This is a genomic window from Micromonospora sp. AKA38 (genome assembly GCF_027925725.1).
Classification (GTDB): domain Bacteria; phylum Actinomycetota; class Actinomycetes; order Mycobacteriales; family Micromonosporaceae; genus Micromonospora.
Genome location: NZ_BNEI01000005.1, coordinates 1,037,682 through 1,057,983 on the forward strand (window position 1 = coordinate 1,037,682; position 20,302 = coordinate 1,057,983).

The 20,302-nt window shown below is 71.5% G+C and carries 14 protein-coding genes; 11 read left to right on the plus strand and 3 right to left on the minus strand.

Annotated elements, in window-relative coordinates; genetic code table 11:
• Nucleotides 1-119: 119 nt before the first annotated feature.
• From TPA0908_RS22100 to TPA0908_RS22115, 4 genes are all read left to right on the plus strand, one after another.
• A complete protein-coding gene (locus TPA0908_RS22100) occupies nucleotides 120-794 on the plus strand; it encodes a response regulator transcription factor (RefSeq protein ID WP_281940801.1) in 675 nt (224 codons plus the stop codon).
• Complete coding sequence (locus TPA0908_RS22105; RefSeq protein ID WP_281940803.1) at nucleotides 791-2,140, plus strand: HAMP domain-containing sensor histidine kinase; 1,350 nt, start codon at nucleotides 791-793, stop codon at nucleotides 2,138-2,140. The genes TPA0908_RS22100 and TPA0908_RS22105 overlap by 4 nt, the downstream gene beginning before the upstream one ends.
• The gene (locus TPA0908_RS22110; protein WP_281940805.1) at nucleotides 2,137-2,742 is read left to right on the plus strand and encodes a GerMN domain-containing protein; all 606 of its coding nucleotides are present in this window, start codon (nucleotides 2,137-2,139) and stop codon (nucleotides 2,740-2,742) included. Before TPA0908_RS22105 ends, TPA0908_RS22110 begins: the two co-directional genes overlap by 4 nt.
• Nucleotides 2,743-2,870: 128 nt before the next feature.
• Nucleotides 2,871-3,680, plus strand: a complete 810-nt coding sequence (locus tag TPA0908_RS22115; RefSeq protein ID WP_281940806.1) for a SigB/SigF/SigG family RNA polymerase sigma factor — start codon at nucleotides 2,871-2,873, stop codon at nucleotides 3,678-3,680.
• Between the two features lie 61 nt (nucleotides 3,681-3,741).
• Here TPA0908_RS22115 and TPA0908_RS22120 read toward each other — a convergent pair whose 3' ends face one another.
• Nucleotides 3,742-5,772: a glycosyl hydrolase family 28-related protein gene (locus TPA0908_RS22120; protein WP_281940807.1), complete on the minus strand. Its 2,031-nt coding sequence runs from the start codon at nucleotides 5,770-5,772 to the stop codon at nucleotides 3,742-3,744.
• A 206-nt stretch (nucleotides 5,773-5,978) separates the two neighbouring features.
• Between TPA0908_RS22120 and TPA0908_RS22125 the strand changes: the two genes are divergently transcribed.
• On the plus strand, nucleotides 5,979-6,989 hold the full coding sequence (locus tag TPA0908_RS22125; protein ID WP_281940809.1) for a LacI family DNA-binding transcriptional regulator: 1,011 nt from the start codon (nucleotides 5,979-5,981) through the stop codon (nucleotides 6,987-6,989).
• Here TPA0908_RS22125 and TPA0908_RS22130 read toward each other — a convergent pair.
• The gene (locus tag TPA0908_RS22130) at nucleotides 6,986-7,267 is read right to left on the minus strand and encodes a winged helix-turn-helix transcriptional regulator (protein ID WP_281940811.1); all 282 of its coding nucleotides are present in this window, start codon (nucleotides 7,265-7,267) and stop codon (nucleotides 6,986-6,988) included. The two genes, TPA0908_RS22125 and TPA0908_RS22130, sit on opposite strands and share 4 nt — an antisense overlap.
• The gene (locus TPA0908_RS22135; RefSeq protein ID WP_281940812.1) at nucleotides 7,264-7,668 is read right to left on the minus strand and encodes a VOC family protein; all 405 of its coding nucleotides are present in this window, start codon (nucleotides 7,666-7,668) and stop codon (nucleotides 7,264-7,266) included. Before TPA0908_RS22135 ends, TPA0908_RS22130 begins: the two co-directional genes overlap by 4 nt.
• Nucleotides 7,669-7,897: 229 nt before the next feature.
• Here TPA0908_RS22135 and TPA0908_RS22140 point away from each other — a divergent pair, with 229 nt between their 5' ends.
• The 6 genes from TPA0908_RS22140 to TPA0908_RS22165 all read left to right on the plus strand — a co-directional run bounded on the left by TPA0908_RS22140 (nucleotide 7,898) and on the right by TPA0908_RS22165 (nucleotide 20,293).
• On the plus strand, nucleotides 7,898-9,274 hold the full coding sequence (locus TPA0908_RS22140; RefSeq protein WP_281940813.1) for an ABC transporter substrate-binding protein: 1,377 nt from the start codon (nucleotides 7,898-7,900) through the stop codon (nucleotides 9,272-9,274).
• A gap of 57 nt (nucleotides 9,275-9,331) precedes the next feature.
• Nucleotides 9,332-10,291 (plus strand): carbohydrate ABC transporter permease, encoded by a 960-nt coding sequence (locus TPA0908_RS22145; RefSeq protein WP_281940814.1) that lies wholly within the window; start codon nucleotides 9,332-9,334, stop codon nucleotides 10,289-10,291.
• A 3-nt stretch (nucleotides 10,292-10,294) separates the two neighbouring features.
• Nucleotides 10,295-11,182: a carbohydrate ABC transporter permease gene (locus TPA0908_RS22150; protein WP_281940815.1), complete on the plus strand. Its 888-nt coding sequence runs from the start codon at nucleotides 10,295-10,297 to the stop codon at nucleotides 11,180-11,182.
• 58 nt (nucleotides 11,183-11,240) lie between these two features.
• Nucleotides 11,241-12,866, plus strand: coding sequence for a glycoside hydrolase family 13 protein (locus TPA0908_RS22155; protein WP_281940817.1), 1,626 nt, complete (start codon nucleotides 11,241-11,243; stop codon nucleotides 12,864-12,866).
• A 156-nt stretch (nucleotides 12,867-13,022) separates the two neighbouring features.
• On the plus strand, nucleotides 13,023-15,908 hold the full coding sequence (locus TPA0908_RS22160) for a galactose-binding domain-containing protein (RefSeq protein ID WP_281940819.1): 2,886 nt from the start codon (nucleotides 13,023-13,025) through the stop codon (nucleotides 15,906-15,908).
• 98 nt (nucleotides 15,909-16,006) lie between these two features.
• Nucleotides 16,007-20,293 carry a discoidin domain-containing protein gene (locus TPA0908_RS22165; protein ID WP_281940822.1) on the plus strand — a complete coding sequence of 1,429 codons (4,287 nt, stop codon included), beginning with the start codon at nucleotides 16,007-16,009 and terminating at the stop codon, nucleotides 20,291-20,293.
• Nucleotides 20,294-20,302: the final 9 nt, after the last annotated feature.

Consider the following 20,302-nt stretch of genomic DNA (forward strand, 5'->3'; position numbering starts at 1 on the left):
CTCCCACTCTGGGCGGTGACCGTGGAGGTCGCCGGACGGTTGGATGACGGTTCGATGACAAAAGCCACGAACGGCCGGCGCGATTGGGCGACCCGTGCTGGGCCGGTCATGATGCCCATATGACGGCCGTACTGGTGATCGAGGACGACGACCGTATCCGGCTCGCGCTCCAGCTCGCGCTGGAGGAGGAGGGCTACCAGGCCGACGGGGCGGCGACCGCGGAGGAAGGGCTGCGTCGGCAGCGGGAGAACCCGGCCGACTACGTGCTCGTCGACCTGATGCTGCCCGGCATCGACGGCTTCGACTGCATCCGACAGTTGCGCCGTGACGACGACGTCCCGGTCGTGGTGATCAGCGCCCGCGACGACACCCACGACATCGTCGCCGCGCTGGAGGCCGGCGCCGACGACTACGTGGTCAAGCCGGTCGCGATCAAGGAGCTGTCGGCCCGGCTGCGGGCGCTGCGCCGGCGGGCCCGGACCGTGGCCGGCCCCGCCCCCGCCCAGTTCTTCGGCGACCTGGAGATCAGCGCGGAGGCCGGCGAGGTGCGCCGCTCGGGTCACCCGGTGCCGGTGACCCGCACCGAGTTCCGGCTGCTCTGCGAGCTGGCCGAACACGCCGGTCGGGTGCTGTCCCGGCAGCAGTTGCTGAGCCGCGTCTGGGGCTACGAGACCGGTGACGAGCGGCTGGTCGACGTGCACGTGGGTCGGCTGCGGCAGAAGATCGAACCGGATCCGGCCAACCCCCGCCACCTGGTCACGCTCCGGGGCCTCGGCTACAAGCTGCAACGATGAGTCGACCCGGACTGCGCGCCCGGGTCACCGCCGCGTTCGCCGTCGGCGCCCTGCTGCTGGCCGCGCTGATGGCGCTCTTCTCGTACGACCTGACCCGTCGTTCGCTGCTCGACGAGCGTGAGCGCACCGCGGTCCGGGCCGCGTACTACGACGCCGCGGTGGTCCGGTCGGGGCTGGACACCGGTGCGCCGGACGTGGTGGCGGTGCTGCGCTCGCTGGACACCGGCAGCGCCCGGCGTCCGCTGCTGCACCTGCGCACCGGCTGGTACGCCCGCACCGCCGACGTGGGCGCCAGCTCGGTGCCGGCGGAACTGCAACGCGTGGTCGCCGACGGGCAGCCCGCCGTGCAGCGGATCCGCCTCGACGGGCAGCCGACGCTGCTGGTCGGTGTGCCGCTCCCGGGCGAGCTGGGTTACTACGAGCTGACCTCGCTGCGTGAGGTGGAGGACACGTTCCAGGTGGTCGGGCTGGCGCTGACCGCGGTGGCCATCATGATCGCCGGGGCCGGCGCGGCGCTGGGCTGGTACGCCACCCGTAACAGCCTCCGCCCGCTCACCGCGGTCGCCGACGCCGCCGAGCGGATCGCGGCCGGCGACTTCGCCACCCGACTGGACCCGACCACCGACCCGGATCTCACCCGCCTGTCCAGCTCGTTCAACGAGATGGTCGACAAGCTGGTGCAGCGGATCGACCGGGACCGGCGGTTCGCCGCCGACGTCAGCCACGAGCTGCGCTCCCCGCTCCAGACGCTGGCCGCGGCGGCGAGCGTGCTGAACCGTCGTAAGGAGCACCAGGACGAGCGCACCGCCACTGCGGCCGGCCTGGTCGCCGACGAGGTGGCCCGGTTCCAGCGGCTGGTCGACGACCTCATCCAGCTCGCCCGCACCGAGCAGCCCGCGCACCGGCAGACCGTCGACGTGGCCGAGCTGGCGCGGGCCGCCTGCCGGGAACGGTCGTTGCCGGAGAGCCTGGTGGAGGTGGCCGACGGGGTGCCGCACCAGTGGTGGATCGACCGCCGCCGGTTCGCCCAGGTCCTGCTGAACCTGCTGGAGAACGCCGAGCGGTACGGCGGCGGCCCGGTCGCGGTCCGCCTCGGCGCGGCGGACGGGGTGGGCGTCCTGGAGGTCGACGACGAGGGGCCGGGGGTGCCGCCGGCGGACCGGGAGGCCATCTTCGACCGGTTCGTCCGGGGTCGGGCCGCGCACGCCCGGGCCGGCACCGACGGTACCGGCCTCGGGTTGGCCCTGGTGGCCCAGCACGCCGCCGCGCACGGCGGCACGGCCACCGTGCTGGACCGGAACCGGGGCGCCCGGTTCCGGGTCGAGCTGCCGGGAGCGGTCCGATGACGCGGCGCGTGGTTCCGGGTCGCGCCGCCGTCGGGCGTCCGACCGTTCGACGGCTGGTTCCGGCGCTGCTCGCGGTCGTGCTGCTGGCCGGCTGCGGCGTGCCGGTCGACGACGAGCCCCGGCTGGTGCAGCCGCCGCCCGGGCGGTTCCCGACGCCGGCGGGCACCACCATGGCCGACCCGGACGGGCGGGTGGACGAGCCGTTCTGCTTCGTGCGCGACGACGGGCTGGCGGTGGTGACCCGCCGGGTGGACGGCCTGCCCGGGGTGGATGCCCACCTCCAACATCTGCTGGCCGGGCCGGACCAGACGGAGCGTGGGCGAGGGCTGGCCACCGCGTTGCCGGGCACGGTGACGGTGGCCGGCGCGGCGCTGGCCGGCACCGTCGCCACGGTCGACGTGCGGCAGGCCGGCGAGGAGACCGGCCGTAACGACGAGGTGCTCGCGTTCGGGCAGATCGTGTGCAGCCTGACCCAGCGACCGGACGTGGACAGCGTCGCGTTCCGCCGGGACGGCGAGCCGCTGGAGGTGCCCCGTGCCGACGGAAGCGTCTCGGCACTGCCGCTGACCGCCGCTGATTACCGTCCGCTGCTGCCGCGCTGATTTTTTGTCCACTTATGCGGCAAACATCCATCGTCCGTTCGGTTGATTTGCTGGTGAACTTTGGTCTAGTGTTGCTCCCACGACCGGTGTGGGGGTCCCACCCGTTCTTCGAGGACAGGAAGGGCAGCATGACCACGATGACCATGGCACCGTCCGCCACCGAGGTGCACCGCGCGCCGCCGACCGGTGAGGAGTCCCGTGCCAGCGAGCTGATCGCGGCGCTCGCCGAGCTGCCGGCGGACCACCCGAAGCGGGCCGCCCTGCGTAACCAGGTCATCGAGGCGTGGCTGCCGCTGGCCAACCACCTGGCCGCCCGCTACAGCGGTCGCGGCGAGCCGGCCGGTGACCTCGCGCAGACGGCCGCGCTGGGCCTGATCAAGGCGGTGGACCGGTTCGACGCCTCCCGCGGTGTCGACTTCGCCGGCTTCGCCATCCCGACCATCCTCGGCGAGATCAAGCGGCACTTCCGCGACCGCACCTGGAACATCCGGGTGCCGCGCCGCCTCCAGGAGCTGCGGCTGCGCATCTCCGAGGCGAACAGCTCGCTGACCCAGACGCTCAACCGGGCGCCGACCGTCGCCGACATCGCCACGCACCTCGGCGTCACCGAGGAAGAGGTCCTGGAGGGCCTGGAGGGCGCGCGCGCCTACAACGCGGTCTCGCTCTCGACCCCGATCGGCGACGGCGACAGCGCCACCGAGCTGGGCGACACGCTCGGCATCGACGACAACGAGTACGAGCTGGCCGACCTGCGCGCCTCGCTCGGCCCGGCGCTGGCCACGCTCGACGAGCGGGAGCAGAAGATCCTCACGCTCCGCTTCTACGGCAACCTGACCCAGAGCGAGATCGCCGCCAAGGTCGGTGTCTCCCAGATGCACGTGTCGCGGCTGCTCGCCCGCGCCCTGACCAAGCTGCGGGGCCAGCTCACCGAGGTTTGATCCACCGCGCTGATGCCGCCACCTCGCCGAGGTGGCGGCATCAGCGCGTGTCAGCGGCCGATCACCAGGTCGAGGGCGGGGGCGGCGGCACCACCGGGGGGCGGTCGTCGCAGGTGATGGTGTTGGGCAGCAGCCACGGGGCGAGCCATCCGCCGTCGTTGCCGCCGAGGTCGGTCACGGTGAACTCCGACCCGGCCGGGGTGAAGTGGAACGAGCCGCAGTTGTTGACCCCGACCGCGCCCACGTTGCGCGCGTCCACGCCGGCGAAGCTCGCGCCGCCGGCGGTCCGGGCGCTCACCACCGACGTGCCGGTGCCGTCGACCCGGACGTCGCGGAACACGACGCCGTCGATGCGGACCTGGTCCTTCACCGGCCAGTCGCTGACCAGCATGATCGCGTTGTAGGTGCTGTCCAGGTAGGCGTCGCCGGTCACCTGGATGTCGGCGTCGATGCTGCGGTCCAGCGCGTAGAACCAGATCGCGCCGAGGCCGATGTTCCAGTTCAGGTCGTAGGTGCCGGCCCGGACCGTGGTGTTGCCGGTGATCCGGATGCGGCCGGCGAACGGCTCGGCGCCGAACCGGGCGCCGACATGGATCGCGCTGCCCTCGCGTACCGGGTCGGCGACCAGGTTGTGCGCCACGGTCAGGTCGGCGCCGCCGTACAGCGCGATGCCGTTGGCCAGCACGGGGGACTGCACCGTGTTGTACGCGAACGTGTTGCCCGCGTTCGCGGTCCCTTCCGACCACATGGCCAGCGCGTCGTCGCCGCTGTTGCGGACCACCGAGTTGGTCACCGAGGAGTGCGTGACGCCGGTGTGGAAGTTGAGGCCGTCGGCGATCTGGTCGGCGATGACGGTGTTCGTGACACGCAGCCCGGTCATCGGCCCGTCGAACCACATGCCGACCTTGGTGTGGTGCAGGTAGAGGCCGTCGATCGTGCTGTGGTTGAGCGCGCCGCCGAGCGCGTTGACCTGGTCGGTGTCGATCCGCTCGCGGACGTCGCCCTCGACGGTGAAGCCGGAGAGGTGGACGTCGCGGCTGCCGCCGTCGGCGGCGTCGCGTCCGTAGAAGCCGACGCCGGTGTGCCGGGAGCCGTCCGGCGCCGGCGTGTCCAGGGCGACCTGGCGTCCCGTCACGACGGTGTACCAGCTTCCGGCGCCCACGATCGTCACGTCGTCGACGATCACGTGCCGGTTGACCTGGAACCGGCCCGGCGGCAGGTAGAGCGGACGGTCCACCCGCCGGGCGTACGCGACGGCCCGGTCGAACGCGTCGGCGGACTCCCGCCGCCCGGTCGGGTCGGCGCCGAAGGCGAGCACGTTGACCGCGCGGGGCACCACCCGGGGCGGGGCGATCAGGTGGGCGTCCAGCAGGTCGATCACCGTCCAGGCGGCGGCCGTCCCGGTCGGCGCGGTCAGTCGGACCACCTCGCCGGCCCGGTGGGTGCGCCCGAGCAGCAGTCGCTGCTCGTCGTAGAAGTGGTGCGGCCGGAACGGCTTGGCGATCACCGGGGCGGGTGTGGTGGCGGCCGGCACGCAGGAGCACTCGGTGATCCACCAGTCCGGGTGCAGCAGGTCGGCGTCGGGGTCGTTGGTGAACGGGTACTGGTTGTAGAGCCAGGCGTACGCCGAGGTGAGCCGCATCGTGCGGGCGGGCGCGCGCCCGACGTCGACCCGCAGCGGCGCGGTGATGCCGCCGCCGCCCGGCGCGTCCGGGATGCTGTACCGCACGGTCAGCGCGTTGGTGGCCCGGGGCAGCGTGAACTCGACGTGCTGGCCGGGGAGCAGGCGCACGGCGCGGCGGCCGGACGCCTCGCCGGCGAGCGTGTACGCGGAGCGGTCGGGGCCGATCACTGTGCCGGTGGTCCGCGCGTTCTCCGCCTCCTGCTCGACGTAGTCGACGGTGGCGCCGCGACCGGCGGTCAGCGCCGGGTCGAGGGCGGCCCGGGTCACCACCGGCGCCGGGTCGGGCGACCTGGTCGCGGCGGTGGCGCCACCCGGCGGTACGACGAGGGCGGCGGCGGTGACCGCCACCGCGAGAACTCTCGGCAGGGACGGGCGACGGCCCGACCTGCTCTCCACGCTCCGCTGCATCGGAGCACCCACTTTCGCGAGGAGGGACGGGGCCTCGGCGGAGGCGAGGGGTGCCCGCCGACAAGGTGCCCCATGTTATTCCTGGTACTTGTCGAGTTTCAAGCATGGAACTGCTCGGATCTTTCGAGGCGACGACCGCGGCGGTTGACCGGCAGGATGCCGAGTCGCTGTTCATTTCTTGCAAGAATCTGACGTACGATGCCGCCGTGACGAAGCGCTTGACGGAAGTGGCCCGCAAGGCGGGCGTCAGCGAGGCGACCGTGAGCCGGGTGCTCAACGGTCGGGGTGGCGTGTCCGAGGCGACCCGGACGGCCGTGCTGACCGCCCTCGACGTGCTCGGCTACGAGCGCCCGACGAAGCTGCGCGGGGAGCGGGCCCGACTGGTCGGGCTGGTCCTGCCGGAACTCCAGAACCCGATCTTCCCGGCGCTGGCCGAGGTGGTCACCGGCTCCCTCGCCCAACGGGGCTTCACCCCGGCGCTCTGCGCCCGCACCATCGGTGGCGTGCCGGAGTCCGGCTACGTGGAGATGCTCCTCGACCACCAGGTCAGTGGCGTCATCTTCGCCGGCGGCTCGTACGCGCTCGCCGACGCCTCGCACGAGCACTACCGGCGGCTGACCGACCGGGGCCTGCCCGTGGTGCTGGTCAACGCCGGCGTCGAGGAGCTGGGTTTCCCGCGCGTGTCCACCGACGACGCGGTCGCGGTCGAGCAGGCGTACGGGCACCTGCGCTCGCTCGGGCACGAGCGGATCGGCCTGGTGCTGGGCCCGGAGGACCACGTGCCCTCGCGGCGCAAGCTGGACGCCATGGTCCGGGCCGCCGACTGGGGCGCGGAGCGCCGTTTCGTCGAGCGTTCCAGCTTCTCCATGGAGGGGGCGCGGGTCGCCGCCACCAAACTGATCGAGCGCGGGGTGACCGGCATCGTCTGCGCCAGCGACGTGCTGGCGCTCGGCACCATCCGGGCGGCCCGCCGGCTCGGCCGCGCGGTGCCGGCCGACGTGTCGGTGGTCGGCTTCGACGACTCCGCGTTCATGACCTGCACCGATCCGCCGCTGACCACGGTCCGGCAGCCGATCGAGACGATGGGACAGGCCGCGGTGGACCTGCTGGTCACCCAGATCGAGGGCGCCGGCGTCCTGCGCGACGAGCTGCTCTTCGAGCCCGAGCTGGTGGTGCGCGGCTCCACCGCCCCGGTACCCCGCAGAGGCGCTGCCTAGGCGTCGTTCCTGCCCCAGTTGCCGAGCGCGACGATCGCCTCGCGCAAGGCCACCCCGCGATCGGTCAGCGCATAGGCCCGGGTGTTGTGTCGAAGGGGCAGGCGGAGCAGCACGCCGGCCGCTTCGAGTTCGCGCAGGCGGGTCGCGAGCATGTTCGTCGGCACGCCGAGGTCGCGCTGCAGATCGCCGTAGCGTTGTGGCCCGTCGAGCAGCCGTTCCACGATGAGCAGGGCCCACCGTGCTCCGACGATGTCGAGGGCCGCGGCGAGGTCGCTCACGCGGTCGGATCGGCGTCCGTCTTCATCCAGAACGGTGAGTAGTGGTAGCCGTCGGGGTCGTCGAACTGGCGCTGGTACATGAAGGGGTAGTCGTCGGTGTCACCGATCCGCCCGCCGGCGGCGGCGGCGCGCTCGACGAGTTCGTCGACCGCCTCGCGGCTGCCCAGGTCGAACGAGACCGTGACCTTCGAGGGCGTCTGAACTCCGCCGACCAGCTCCTCGACTCCGCCGACGCTCGCGTACATCTCGCGGCTGCCGAGCATGACGTACTGCTCGGGGGCGATCGCGAAGCACGACACGTTGTGGTCGGACATCTCGGCGTTGAGGGCCCAGCCGAGGGCGGTGTAGAAGGCGGTCGCGCGCTCGACGCTCTCGACCGGGCAGGTGATGAAGAGGCTCATGGGGACCATGCTTGCAAAATGCAAGTAGCCCGTCAAGCGGCACGCGTCCCGCGCGGGGCGCGGCCTGCCCGGGCTGTCGTCCCGATCATCCGTCATCAAGTCGTGTTCTTTCGTCATCACGTTGAAACCTTGCCGTTAAGAGTCGGCGTCGCTACATTGACTCCACTCACCGGGGGTCACCCACACCAGTGCAGGTCATCGATATAACCGTTCCCGAAGGGATGGACAGATGTCCGTACCGCAATATCGGAAGGTCGCGGCGGCGGCGCTCGCGGCCGGCCTCGGGCTCAGCCTCGCGGCGTGCTCCACCAAGAGCGACGACTCCGCCGACGCCGGCGGCAAGGTCACCATCACGGTCGACTGCCAGCCGGTCGGCGCGCAGAAGGAACTGCTGAAGAACTGGAACGACGACGTCGCCGAGTTCCAGCGGCAGAACCCGAACATCGTGGTCAAGAGCGTCAGCGTCGGCGAGCAGTGCAACAACCCGCCGGACTTCACCGCCCGCCTCGCCGGCGGCACCGTCACCGACGTCTTCTACGGCTACATGACCGACCTCCAGCAGGTGCTGGACTCCGGCCAGGCGATGGACATCACCGAGTACGCGACCAAGGACACGATCCCGACCTGGGACAGCGTGGACCCGGCGCTCAAGGGGGTCTTCACCGACGGCGGCAAGCTCTACGGCGTACCGGTGAAGAACTACTCGATGGGCCTGATCTACAACAAGGCGCTGTTCCAGCGCGCCGGGCTCGACGCGGCCAACCCGCCGAAGACGTGGCCGGAGGTGCGGACCGCGGCCAAGAAGATCTCCGCGCTCGGCGGCGGCGTCGCGGGGTACTCGGAGTACAGCGCCGGCAACACCGGCGGCTGGCACTTCACCTCGCTGCTCTACTCGCAGGGCGGTCAGGTGCTGTCCGCCGACGGCAAGAAGGCCGACTTCAACAACCCGACGGGCAAGCAGGTCCTGCAGAACCTCAAGGACATGCGCTACGGCGACAACAGCATGGGCAGCCGGCAGCTTCTCCAGTGGGGTGACCTGCTCACCAACGCCGGGGCCGGCAAGGTCGGCATGTTCATCGGCGCGCCGGACGCCACCCAGGCGATCGTCAGCCAGTTCCAGGGCAAGTACCAGGACTGGGCGATGGGCCCGCTGCCCGGCCAGGACGGGCCGGCCAAGGCGACGCTCGGCGGCGGCGAGGGCTACTTCTTCAAGAAGGGCCTGAGCCCGGAGCAGGTCAAGGCCGGTCTGAAGTGGATCGCCTACCAGAAGCTCACGCCCGGCAAGGGCCAGTTCGACTACGTCCGGGCCAAGCCGCAGAACTACCCTGTGGGCCTGCCCCAGCCGCTGCTGTTCACCAACGGCAGCGACGCGCAGAAGCAGGAACTGGACCTCCGCAAGGCCAACGCCAACGTGGACACCACCAACTTCACGGCCTTCGAGGCGAACCCGGTGCCGATCAAGGGGGAGCCGCGCAACGCCCAGGCCATCTACGCGGTGCTCGACGCCGCGATGTCCGGGGTGCTGACCAACCCGAACGCGAACATCGACGCCCTGCTCAAGACCGCCGAGGACAAGGTCAACCAGCTCCTCGCCGCCGGTAGCTGACCCGACCGGGGTGGGGGCCGGCCGCACCGGCCCCCACCCACTACCGCAGGAGTTGCCTTGGCGCTCACCACCGCCCCGGGTGCCACCCGCCGGCCCGGCCGTCCCGCACCGCCGCCGCGGCAGACCGCCGCGCGCCGCGCCGGGCTCGGCCGGAAGGTACGGGACAACCTGACCGGGCACACGTTCCTCATCGGCGCGGTCGCCTGCTTCGCCGTCTTCTCCTGGTACCCGATGGTCCGTGGCGTGGTGATGAGCTTCCAGCGCACCCGGCGCGGCGAGACCACCTGGGTCGGCTGGGACAACTACACCCGGATCATCGCCGACCCGAGCTTCTGGACCGCCTGGAAGAACACGTTCGTCTTCACCGGCCTCGCGCTCGTGCTCGGCTACGCGGTGCCGTTCTTCGTGGCGATCCTGCTCAACGAGCTGCGCCACGCGAAGGGCTACCTGCGGGTGCTGGTCTACCTGCCGGTGATGCTGCCGCCGGCGTCCGCGTTGTTCCTGTTCAAGTTCTACGCGTACGACCCGAGCGAGGCGGGACTGTTCAACGCGGTCCTCACCGCGCTGGGGCTGCCCACCTCGGAGTGGATGCAGTCGCCGACCATGACGATGCCGGCCATGGTGCTGGCGTCGACCTGGATGAACATGGGCGGCGCGGTGCTGATCTACCTGGCCGCGTTGCAGAACATCCCCGGCGAGCTGTACGAGGCCGCCGAGATCGACGGCGCGGGCGTGTGGCGGCGGATCGTGCACGTGACGATCCCGCAGACCCGGCTGATCCTGGCGCTGCTGGCGATGCTCCAGATCGTGGCCACCATGCAGCTCTTCATCGAGCCGCTGATCCTCGCCAACGGGGCCGGCACCCAGGACTCGGCGACGTCGGTGGCGTACCTGATCTATCAGCACGGCTTCTTCCAGAACGACCTCAACGGCGCCGCCGCGCTCGGCGTGATCATGCTGGTGGTGCTGGCCGGGTTCTCCGCCGTCTACGTGCGACTGACCGCGAGGCAGGACTAGGACATGGCAGTCGACTCCACCACCCGTACCCTCATCTCCCCGGCCCAACTGCGGCGCGGACGCGGCCGGGTCCTCTACTGGGCCGTGCTCGCCGTCGTGGTGGCGGCGTTCACGCTGGTCTTCCTCGGCCCGCTCTACTGGATGGTCACCGGCGCGCTGAAGTCGGGCCAGGAGATCGCGCAGACGCCGCCGTCACTGTTCCCCCGCGATCCCCAGCCGCAGAACTACATCGACGCGTGGACCAACCTCGACCTGGCGAAACTGCTGTTCAACACGTTCTACTACGCCACCGGCGCGGTGCTGTTCCAGCTCGTGTTCGACACCGCCGCCGCGTACGCGTTGTCGAAGCTGCGCCCGGTGCTGGGTGGCCTGATCCTCGGCCTGATGCTGGCGACCCTGATGATCCCGGCGATGGTGCTGATCGTCCCCCAGTACGTGACCGTGATCGACCTGCCGATCGTGCACGTCAACCTGCTCGACTCACCGTTCGCGATCTGGCTCCCGCTGGTCGCCAACGCGTTCAACATCTTCCTGCTCAAGCGGTTCTTCGACTCGATCCCGGAGGACCTGATGTCGGCCGCCGTGATGGACGGCGCGTCGCCGCTGCGCACGCTCTGGTCGATCGTGCTGCCGATGTCCCGGCCGATCCTCGGCGTGGTGGCGATCTTCGCGGTGACCGCGGTCTGGAAGGACTTCCTCTGGCCGAAGCTGGTCATGCCGTCACCCGAGACGCGCACGGTCAGCGTCGGCATCTACGCCTTCGCCGGCGGCACCCCGATGAACGTGGTGATCGCCGCGTCGGTGATCGCCGCGATCCCGACCGTCGTGCTGTTCCTGATCTTCCAGCGGAACATCATGTCCGGCCTGACCACCGGCGGACTCAAGGGCTGACCGGGCACCGCCGCCCGTCGCATCAGAACCGACCCGCAGAAAGCAGGTGACCGTGTCCATGGTCGACACTAGCCCGTGGTGGCGCTCCGCGGTGATCTACCAGGTCTATCCGCGCAGCTTCGCCGACGGCAACGGCGACGGGATCGGTGACGTCGCCGGCATCCGGTCCCGCCTGGACCACCTCGCCGCGCTCGGCGTCGACGCGATCTGGTTCAGCCCCTGGTACCCGTCACCCATGGCCGACGCCGGCTACGACGTGTCCGACTACCGCGACATCGACCCGGTCTTCGGCACGCTCGCCGAGGTCGAGGCGCTGATCACCGAGGCGCACGCGCTCGGCATCCGGACCATCGTCGACGTGGTGCCGAACCACTGCTCGGACGCGCACCCGTGGTTCCAGGCGGCGCTGGCCGGCGGCCCGGACGCGCCGGAACGGGACCTGTTCTGGTTCCGGGCCGGCCGGGGCCCGGACGGCTCCCGGCCGCCGACCGACTGGACCGGCGAGTTCGGCGGCCCGACCTGGACCCGCACCACCGACCCGGACGGCTCGCCCGGCGACTGGTACCTGCACCTGTTCGCGCCGCAGCAACCGGACTTCAACTGGGACCATCCCCGGGTGCGCGCCGAGTTCGAGGACGTCCTGCGGTTCTGGTTCGACCGGGGCGTGGACGGCATCCGCATCGACTCGGCCGGCCTGCTGGTCAAGGACGGCACGCTGCCCGAGGTCCACCCGGACCGGCCGCACCCGTTCCGCGACCAGGACGGCGTGCACGACGTCTACCGCGCCTGGCGGCGGATCGCCGACAGCTACCCGGGCGAGCGGGCGCTGGTCGGTGAGGTGTGGCTGCCGGACCGGCAGCGGTTCGCGAACTACCTGCGCCCCGACGAGCTGCACACCGCGTTCAACTTCGACTTCCTCGGCTGCGCCTGGGACGCCGCCGCGATGCGGGACAGCATCGACGGCACGCTGGCCGCACACGCGCCGGTCGGCGCGCCGGCCACCTGGGTGCTGTCCAACCACGACGTCACCCGGCACGTCACCCGCTACGGCCGGGCGGACACCACGTTCAGCTTCGCCGCCAAGCGTGAGGGCATCCCCACCGACCTGGAACTCGGCACCCGGCGGGCCCGCGCCGCCGCGCTGCTCAGTCTCGCGCTGCCCGGTGCCGCCTACGTCTACCAGGGCGAGGAGCTGGGGCTCTGGGAGGTCGAGGACATCCCGTACGAACTGCGGCAGGACCCGATGTGGGAACGCTCCGGACGGGTCGACCCGGGCCGTGACGGCTGCCGGGTGCCGCTGCCCTGGCAGGGCGACACGCCGCCGTTCGGGTTCAGCCCCGACGACGCCACCGCCGCGCCGTGGCTGCCGCAGCCGGCGGACTGGAAGGACCGTACCGCCCGCGCCCAGGCCGGCGACCCGCACTCGATGCTGGAGCTGTACCGGGCGGCGCTGGCCGCGCGCCGGGCCGAACCGGCGCTCGGCGACGGCGCGTTGCGCTGGCTGCCCGCCCCTGACGGGGTCCTCGCGTTTGCCCGCGAACCGGACTTCGCCTGCCTGGTCAACCTGGGCCGCGAGGCCGTGCCGCTGCCCGCGCACGACCGGTTGCTGCTGGCCAGCGGCCCACTCGACGACGACCGGCTGCCACCGGACACCGCGGTCTGGCTGCGTACCGGATCGCGCTGAACCGCGGTGGCGCCGGCGGCTCCGTCCCGCCGTCGGCGTCACCGCGCCGCACCACACCGGCGGCCCGTCCCGGCTGCCGCAGGAACACCTGGGGAGGAAGGAACCGCACCGCCGCAACGGGGGACCTGGCCACCGACGAAAGGGAGCACACCCCGCATGGCCGAGCACCGCACCGCGCACCGCCACCGCACCACCGGGCTGGCGGCCCTGGCCGCCGCCGCGCTCGCCGCCTCGACACTGACCGTCGTGGCGTTGACCTCCACCGCCACCCCGGCGCAGGCCGCCGGGCTGTCCCCGTTCGACATCGCCGGCCGCGGCGCCACCGTCCCGTTCCGGGAGCAGGAGGCGGAACAGGCCGCGCACAACGGCACGAAGATCGGCCCCGACCGACGCTACGGCACGCTGCCGTCCGAGGCGTCCGGCCGGGAGGCGGTCACGCTCGACGCGGTCGGGGAGTACGTCGAGTTCACGCTCGCCGCCCCGGCGAACGCGGTCACGTTCCGCTACAGCCTGCCGGACAACGCCGCCGGCACCGGCCGGGACGCCGCCATCGACCTGCGCGCCAACGGCACGCTGGTCAAGGCCGTGCCGGTCACCTCCCGGTACGGCTGGTACTACGGCGGCTACCCGTTCAACAACAACCCGGGCGACACCAACCCGCACCACTTCTACGATGAGACCCGGGCGATGTTCGGCACCACCTACCCGGCCGGCACGAAGATCCGCCTCCAGGTCTCCTCGACCGCGCAGTCACCCACGTTCACCATCGACCTGGCCGACTTCGAGCTGGTCGCCGCGCCGATCAGCAAGCCGTCCGGCGTGCTGGACGTGGTCACCGACTTCGGCGCGGACCCGACCGGCGCCACCGACTCCACCGCGAAGTTCCAGGCCGCGGTGGACGCCGGCAAGGCGCAGGGGAAGGCGGTGTGGATCCCGTCCGGCACGTTCACGCTCTGGGACCACGTGGTGGTCGACGGCGTGACGCTGCGCGGCGCCGGGCCGTGGTACTCGGTGCTCGGCGGCCGGCACCCCACCGACCGCAAGCGCGCCGCCGGCATCTACGGCAAGTACGTGCCCGGCGGCGGCTACTCCGGGGAGATCCGCTCGCACGAGGCCGGCGGGCCGAGCCGCAACGTCACGCTGCGGGACTTCGCCATCATCGGCGACATCCGCGAGCGGATCGACGACGACCAGGTCAACGCGCTCGGCGGCGCGATGTCGAACTCGGTGGTGGACAACCTGTGGTTGCAGCACACCAAGGTCGGCGCCTGGATGGACGGGCCGATGGACAACTTCACCATCCGCAACAGCCGCATCCTGGACCAGACCGCGGACGGGGTGAACTTCCACTGGGGCGTCACCAACTCCACGGTGACCAACACGTTCGTCCGCAACACCGGCGACGACGCGCTGGCCATGTGGGCGCAGAGCGTGCCGAACGTCGGCAACTCGTTCACCCACAACACCATCGGCGTGACGATCCTGGCGAACCACCTGGTCACCTACGGCGGGCGCGACATCACCATCGCCGACAACGTGACCGCCGACTCGGTGACCAACGGCGGTGGCATCCACGTCGCGAACCGCTATCCCGGGGTGACCGGGTCGACGGCGGTGGCCGGCACCATCACGGTCGCCCGTAACACACTGATCCGCAACGGCAACTCCGACTACAACTGGCAGTTCGGGGTCGGCGCGATCTGGTTCTCCGCGCTCAACGAGCCGATCCAGGGCGCGGCCATCAACGTCACCGACACCGACATCCTCGACAGCTCGTACGCGGCGCTGCACTGGATCGAGGGGCAGACCAGCGGCATCTCGTTCAACAACGTCCGGATCGACGGCGCGGGCACGTACGCGCTCCAGGTGCAGGCGCCCAGCCAGGTCAGCTTCACCAACGTGCGGGCCACCAACATCGCCCAGGCCAACCCGATGCACAACTGCGTGGGCAGCGGCTTCCAGATCACCCAGGGCACCGGCAACTCCGGCTGGTACACGGCCACCCCGTACTGCGGGCCGTGGCCGCAGCCGCAGTGGGGCAACGGCCCGTCCAGCCCGCCGTCCACCAGCGTGCCCCCGACCACCGCGCCCCCGACCACGGCCCCGCCGACCACCGCGCCGCCGACCACGCCGCCGCCGACCGGCGGGAACCTGGCCCTGGGCCGGCCGGCGACCGCCACCAGCGTCAACCAGACGTACGCGGCCGGCAACGCGGTCGACGGCAACGCGGGCAGCTACTGGGAGAGCGCCAACAACGCGTTCCCGCAGTCGGTGACCGTCGACCTCGGCGCGTCCCGCACGGTCGACCGGGTGGTGCTCAAGCTCCCGGCCGGCTGGGAGCGTCGCACCGAGACGCTGTCCGTGCTCGGCTCCACCGACGGCTCCTCGTTCAGCACGCTCGCCTCGTCGGCGGGCCGGGTGTTCGACCCGGCGGCCGGCAACAGCGTCTCGATCGCGCTGCCGTCCGGCGCCCGCCGGTACGTCCGGGTCACCGTCACCGGCAACACCGGCTGGCCGGCGGCCCAGCTCTCCGAGCTGGAGGTGTACGGCGGCGGCACGACCACCCCGCCGCCCACCACCACCCCGCCGCCGTCAACCCCGCCGCCGACCACCGCGCCGCCGACCGGCAACCTGGCCGCCGGCCGGCCGGTCGCGGAGACCAGCCACGCCGACGTCTACGGCGCCGGCAACACGGTCGACGGCAACGCCAACACCTACTGGGAGAGCGCCAACAGCGCGTTCCCGCAGTCGGTGACCGTCGACCTGGGCAGCGCCCGGCCGGTGGCCCGGGTGGTGCTCAAGCTGCCGCCGTCGGCGGCCTGGCAGACCCGCACCCAGACGGTGGCCGTGCTCGGCTCCACCGACGGCTCGTCGTTCACCACGCTCAAGTCGGCGGCCGGTTACACGTTCGACCCGGCGTCCGGCAACAGCGTGTCGATCGCGCTGCCCTCCGGTGACCGCCGCTTCGTGCGGCTGACGTTCACCGGCAACACCGGCTGGCCGGCCGGCCAGCTCTCCGAGTTCGAGGTCTACGCCTCCTGACCCGGCGCGGCGGGGACCCGCCCGGGTCCCCGCCGCACCACACCCCCACCCCCGTCAACGCCTCTCCACCTCCCCCGGGAAGAAGGTGTCCGTTCACCATGTCCAGACTCCGTACCAGAATGGTCGCGGTGCTCGCCGCGGTCGGCCTGGCCGTCACCGCGGCGCCGGCCCCGCCGGCCCTGGCCGCCGGCGGCCCGAACCTCGCCGCCGGCCGACCCGCCAGCGCCAGCAGCGTCAACGGCTCGTTCGTGGCCGCCAACCTCACCGACGGCAACCAGGGCAGCTACTGGGAGAGCAGCGGCGCGCTGCCCCAGTGGGCCCAGGTCGACCTCGGCACCAGCCGCGCCGTCGACCAGGTGGTGCTCAAGCTTCCCGCCGCCTGGGAGGCCCGCAACCAGACGCTGTCCGTGCAGGCCAGCGCCGACGGCAGCGGCTTCACCACGGTCGTCGCGTCCGCCGCCCGCTCGTTCAGCCCGGCCGCCGGTAACGCGGTGTCGCTCGGCTTCAGCGCCACCAACGCCCGCTACCTGCGCGTCGTCGTCACCGCGAACACCGGCTGGGCCGCCGCCCAACTCGCCGAGCTGGAGGTCTACGGCACCGCCAGCTCCTCGACCAACCTGGCGCTCGGCAAGACGATGGCCGAGAGCGGCCACTCCGACGTGTACGGGGCCGGCAACGCCAACGACGGCAACGCGGGCACCTACTGGGAGAGCCCGAACAACGCGTTCCCGCAGTGGATCCAGGCCGACCTGGGCGCCACCACCAGCGTCAACCGGCTGGTGCTGCGGCTGCCCACCGGCTGGGGCGCGCGCAACCAGACGCTGACCGTGCAGGGCAGCACCAACGGCTCCACGTTCGGCACGCTCGTCGCGTCCGCGTCGTACGCGTTCGACCCGGCCGGCGGCAACACGGTCACCGTCACCGTGCCCACCGCGTCCACCCGCTACCTGCGGCTGCTGTTCACCGCGAACAGCGCCTGGCCCGCCGGGCAGCTCTCCGAGCTGGAGATCTACGGCGCGGCGACCGGTGACACCCAGGCGCCCAGCGCGCCCGGCAGCCTGGCGTTCACCGAGCCGGCCACCGACCAGGTCCGGCTGACCTGGACCGCGTCCACCGACAACGTCGGCGTCACCGGTTACGACATCTACGCCAACGGCGTGCTGCGCACCAGCGTCGGCGGCACCACGCTGACCTACACCGACACCCAGCCCGCCGGCAGCACCGTCGCCTACTACGTGCGGGCCCGCGACGCCGCCGGCAACGTGTCCGCCAACAGCAACACGGTGACCCGCACCGGCAACACCGGGGACACCACCGCGCCGACCGCGCCCGGCAACCTCGCCTACACCCAGCCGGCGAGCGGGCAGATCCGGTTGACCTGGACCGCGTCCACCGACAACGTCGGCGTCACCGGCTACGAGGTGTGGGCCAACGGCAGTTTGCGGACCACCGTCGGCGGCTCCACGCTGACGTACACCGACAGCCAGCCGGACAGCGCCACCGTCTCCTACCAGGTACGGGCCCGCGACGCCGCCGGCAACGTGTCCGCGAACAGCAACACGGTCACCCGCACCGGCAGCACCACCGGCGGCACCAACCTGGCCGTCGGCAAGCCGGCCACCGCGTCGTCGGTGGTGCACGTGTTCAACGCCGCCAACGCGGTCGACAACGACGTCATCACCTACTGGGAGGGCGCGCCGGGCGCGTACCCGAGCACGCTGACCGTGGCGCTGGGCGCGAACGCCAGCATCAGCGCGGTGGTGGTGAAGCTCAACCCGGACCCGGCGTGGGGCGCGCGTACCCAGACGTTCCAGGTGCTCGGACGGGAGCAGTCCGCGTCCGGGTTCACCAGCCTGGTCGGCTCCGCGACGTACTCCTTCAACCCGAACACCAGCAACACGGTGACCGTCCCGGTCTCCGCGACCGCCGCGGACGTCCGGTTGCAGTTCACCGCGAACTCCGGCTCGTCCAACGGCCAGGTCGCGGAGTTCCAGGTCATCGGCGTGCCGGCGGCCAACCCGGACCTCACCGTCACCGCCCTGACCGCCTCGCCCACCGCGCCGGTCGAGACCGACGCGATCACGCTGTCCGCCACCGTGCGCAACGCCGGCACCGCCGCGTCCGCCGCCACGAACGTCAACCTCTACCTGGGTACGACGAAGGTCGGCACCGCCGCCGTCGGCGCGCTCGCGGCCGGCGCGTCCACCACCGTCTCGGCCACCATCGGCGCACGCGACGCCGGCAGCTACCAGCTCACCGCGAAGGTCGACGAGTCGAACACGGTGATCGAGCAGAACGAGGCGAACAACTCCTACACCAACCCGACCGCGTTGACGGTCAGCCCGGTGGCCAGCTCCGACCTGGTGGCCTCCGCGGTGACCTGGTCGCCCGGTACGCCGGCCGCCGGCGCCACGGTCAGCTTCGGGGTGACGCTGCGCAACCAGGGCACGATCGCGTCGGCGAGCGGCGCGCACGGCATCACGCTCACCGTGCTCAACGACTCCGGCTCCGTGGTCCGCACGCTGACCGGCTCGTACTCCGGCACGATCGCCGCCGGGGCCACCGCCGGCCCGGTGGCGCTCGGCACCTGGACGGCCGCCAACGGCCGGTACACGGTCCGGGTGGTGCTCGCCGACGACGCCAACGAGCTGCCGGTGAAGCGGCAGAACAACACAAGCGACCGGGCACTGTTCGTCGGCCGGGGCGCGAACCTGGCGTACGACATGTACGAGGCCGAGGACGGCTCCGTCGGCGGCGGCGCGCAGGTCATCGGCCCGAACCGCACCATCGGCGACCTGGCCGGCGAGGCGTCCGGCCGGCGCGCGGTCACGCTCAACACCACCGGCGCGTACGTCGAGTGGACCACCAAGTCGGCCGCGAACGCGCTCGTCACCCGCTTCTCCATCCCGGACGCGGCGGGCGGTGGCGGCATCGACTCGACGCTCAACGTCTACGTCAACGGGGTGCTGCACAAGCCGATCAGCCTCACCTCGAAGCACAGTTGGCTCTACGGTGCCGAGGCCGGCCCGAGTGACTCGCCCAGCGCGGGCGCTCCCCGGCACCTGTACGACGAGGCGAACGTGCTGCTGAACTCCACCGTCCCGGCGGGCAGCCGGATCCGGCTCCAGAAGGACCCGGCGAACAGCACCACGTACGCGATCGACTTCGTCAACACCGAGCTGGTGTCGCCGCGCGCCAACCCGGACCCGACCCGGTACAAGGTGCCCACCGGCTTCAGCCACCAGGACGTGCAGAACGCGCTGGACGCGGTGCGGATGGACACCACCGGCACGCTTGTCGGCGTCTACCTGCCCGCCGGCACCTACGAGACGGCGCAGAAGCTCCAGGTGTACGGCAAGGCGGTGAAGGTCGTCGGCGCGGGCATGTGGTACACCCGCTTCCAGACCCCGACGAACCAGCAGAACACCGACGCCGGGTTCCGGGTCGAGTCCTCGGCCAGCGGGTCGACCTTCGCCCACCTGGCGTTCTTCGGCAACTACACCAACCGGATCGACGGACCCGGCAAGGTGTGGGGCGAGCTGAAGGACGTCGACAACCTCACCCTGGACAGCGTCTGGGTGGAGCACACCGTCTGCGCGTACTGGGGGGTGAGCGTGGACGGGCTGACCATCCGGGACAGCCGGTTCCGCGACACGTTCGCCGACGGGGTGAACATGACCAACGGCAGTACGAACGCCCTGGTCACCAACACCGAGGGCCGCTCCAACGGTGACGACGCGTTCGCGTTGTTCTCCGCCACCGACGCCGGTGCCTCCGGCGGCAACCACGGCAACGTGTTCGAGAACCTGACCGCCACGCTGACCTGGCGGGCCGCCGGCCTCGCCGTGTACGGCGGCTACGACAACATTTTCCGCAACCTCTACATCGCCGACCAGTTGACGTACTCGGGCATCACCATCAGCTCGCTGGACTTCGGCTACCCGTTCGTCGGGTTCGGTGCCAGCCCGCCCACCCGGTTCGAGAACATCTCGCTGATCCGCTCCGGCGGCCACTTCTGGGGCGCGCAGACGTTCCCGGCGATGTGGCTGTTCTCCGCGTCCAAGGAGTTCCGGGGCATCCGGGTGAGCGACGTGGACATCGTGGACCCGACATACTCGGGGATCATGTTCCAGACCAAGTACACCGGCAGCCAGCCGGAGAACCCGATCACCGACACGGTGCTCACCAACGTCTCCATCTCGGGGGCGCGGCGCAGCGGTGACGCGTTCGACGCGAAGTCCGGCTTCGGCATCTGGGTCAACGAGATGCCCGAGGCGGGGCAGGGCCCGGCCGTCGGCGCAGCCACCTTCACCAACCTCCGCCTGACCGACAACTACCAGGACATCAAGAACACCACCACCACATTCACCATCACCCGCAACTGATGTAAGGAG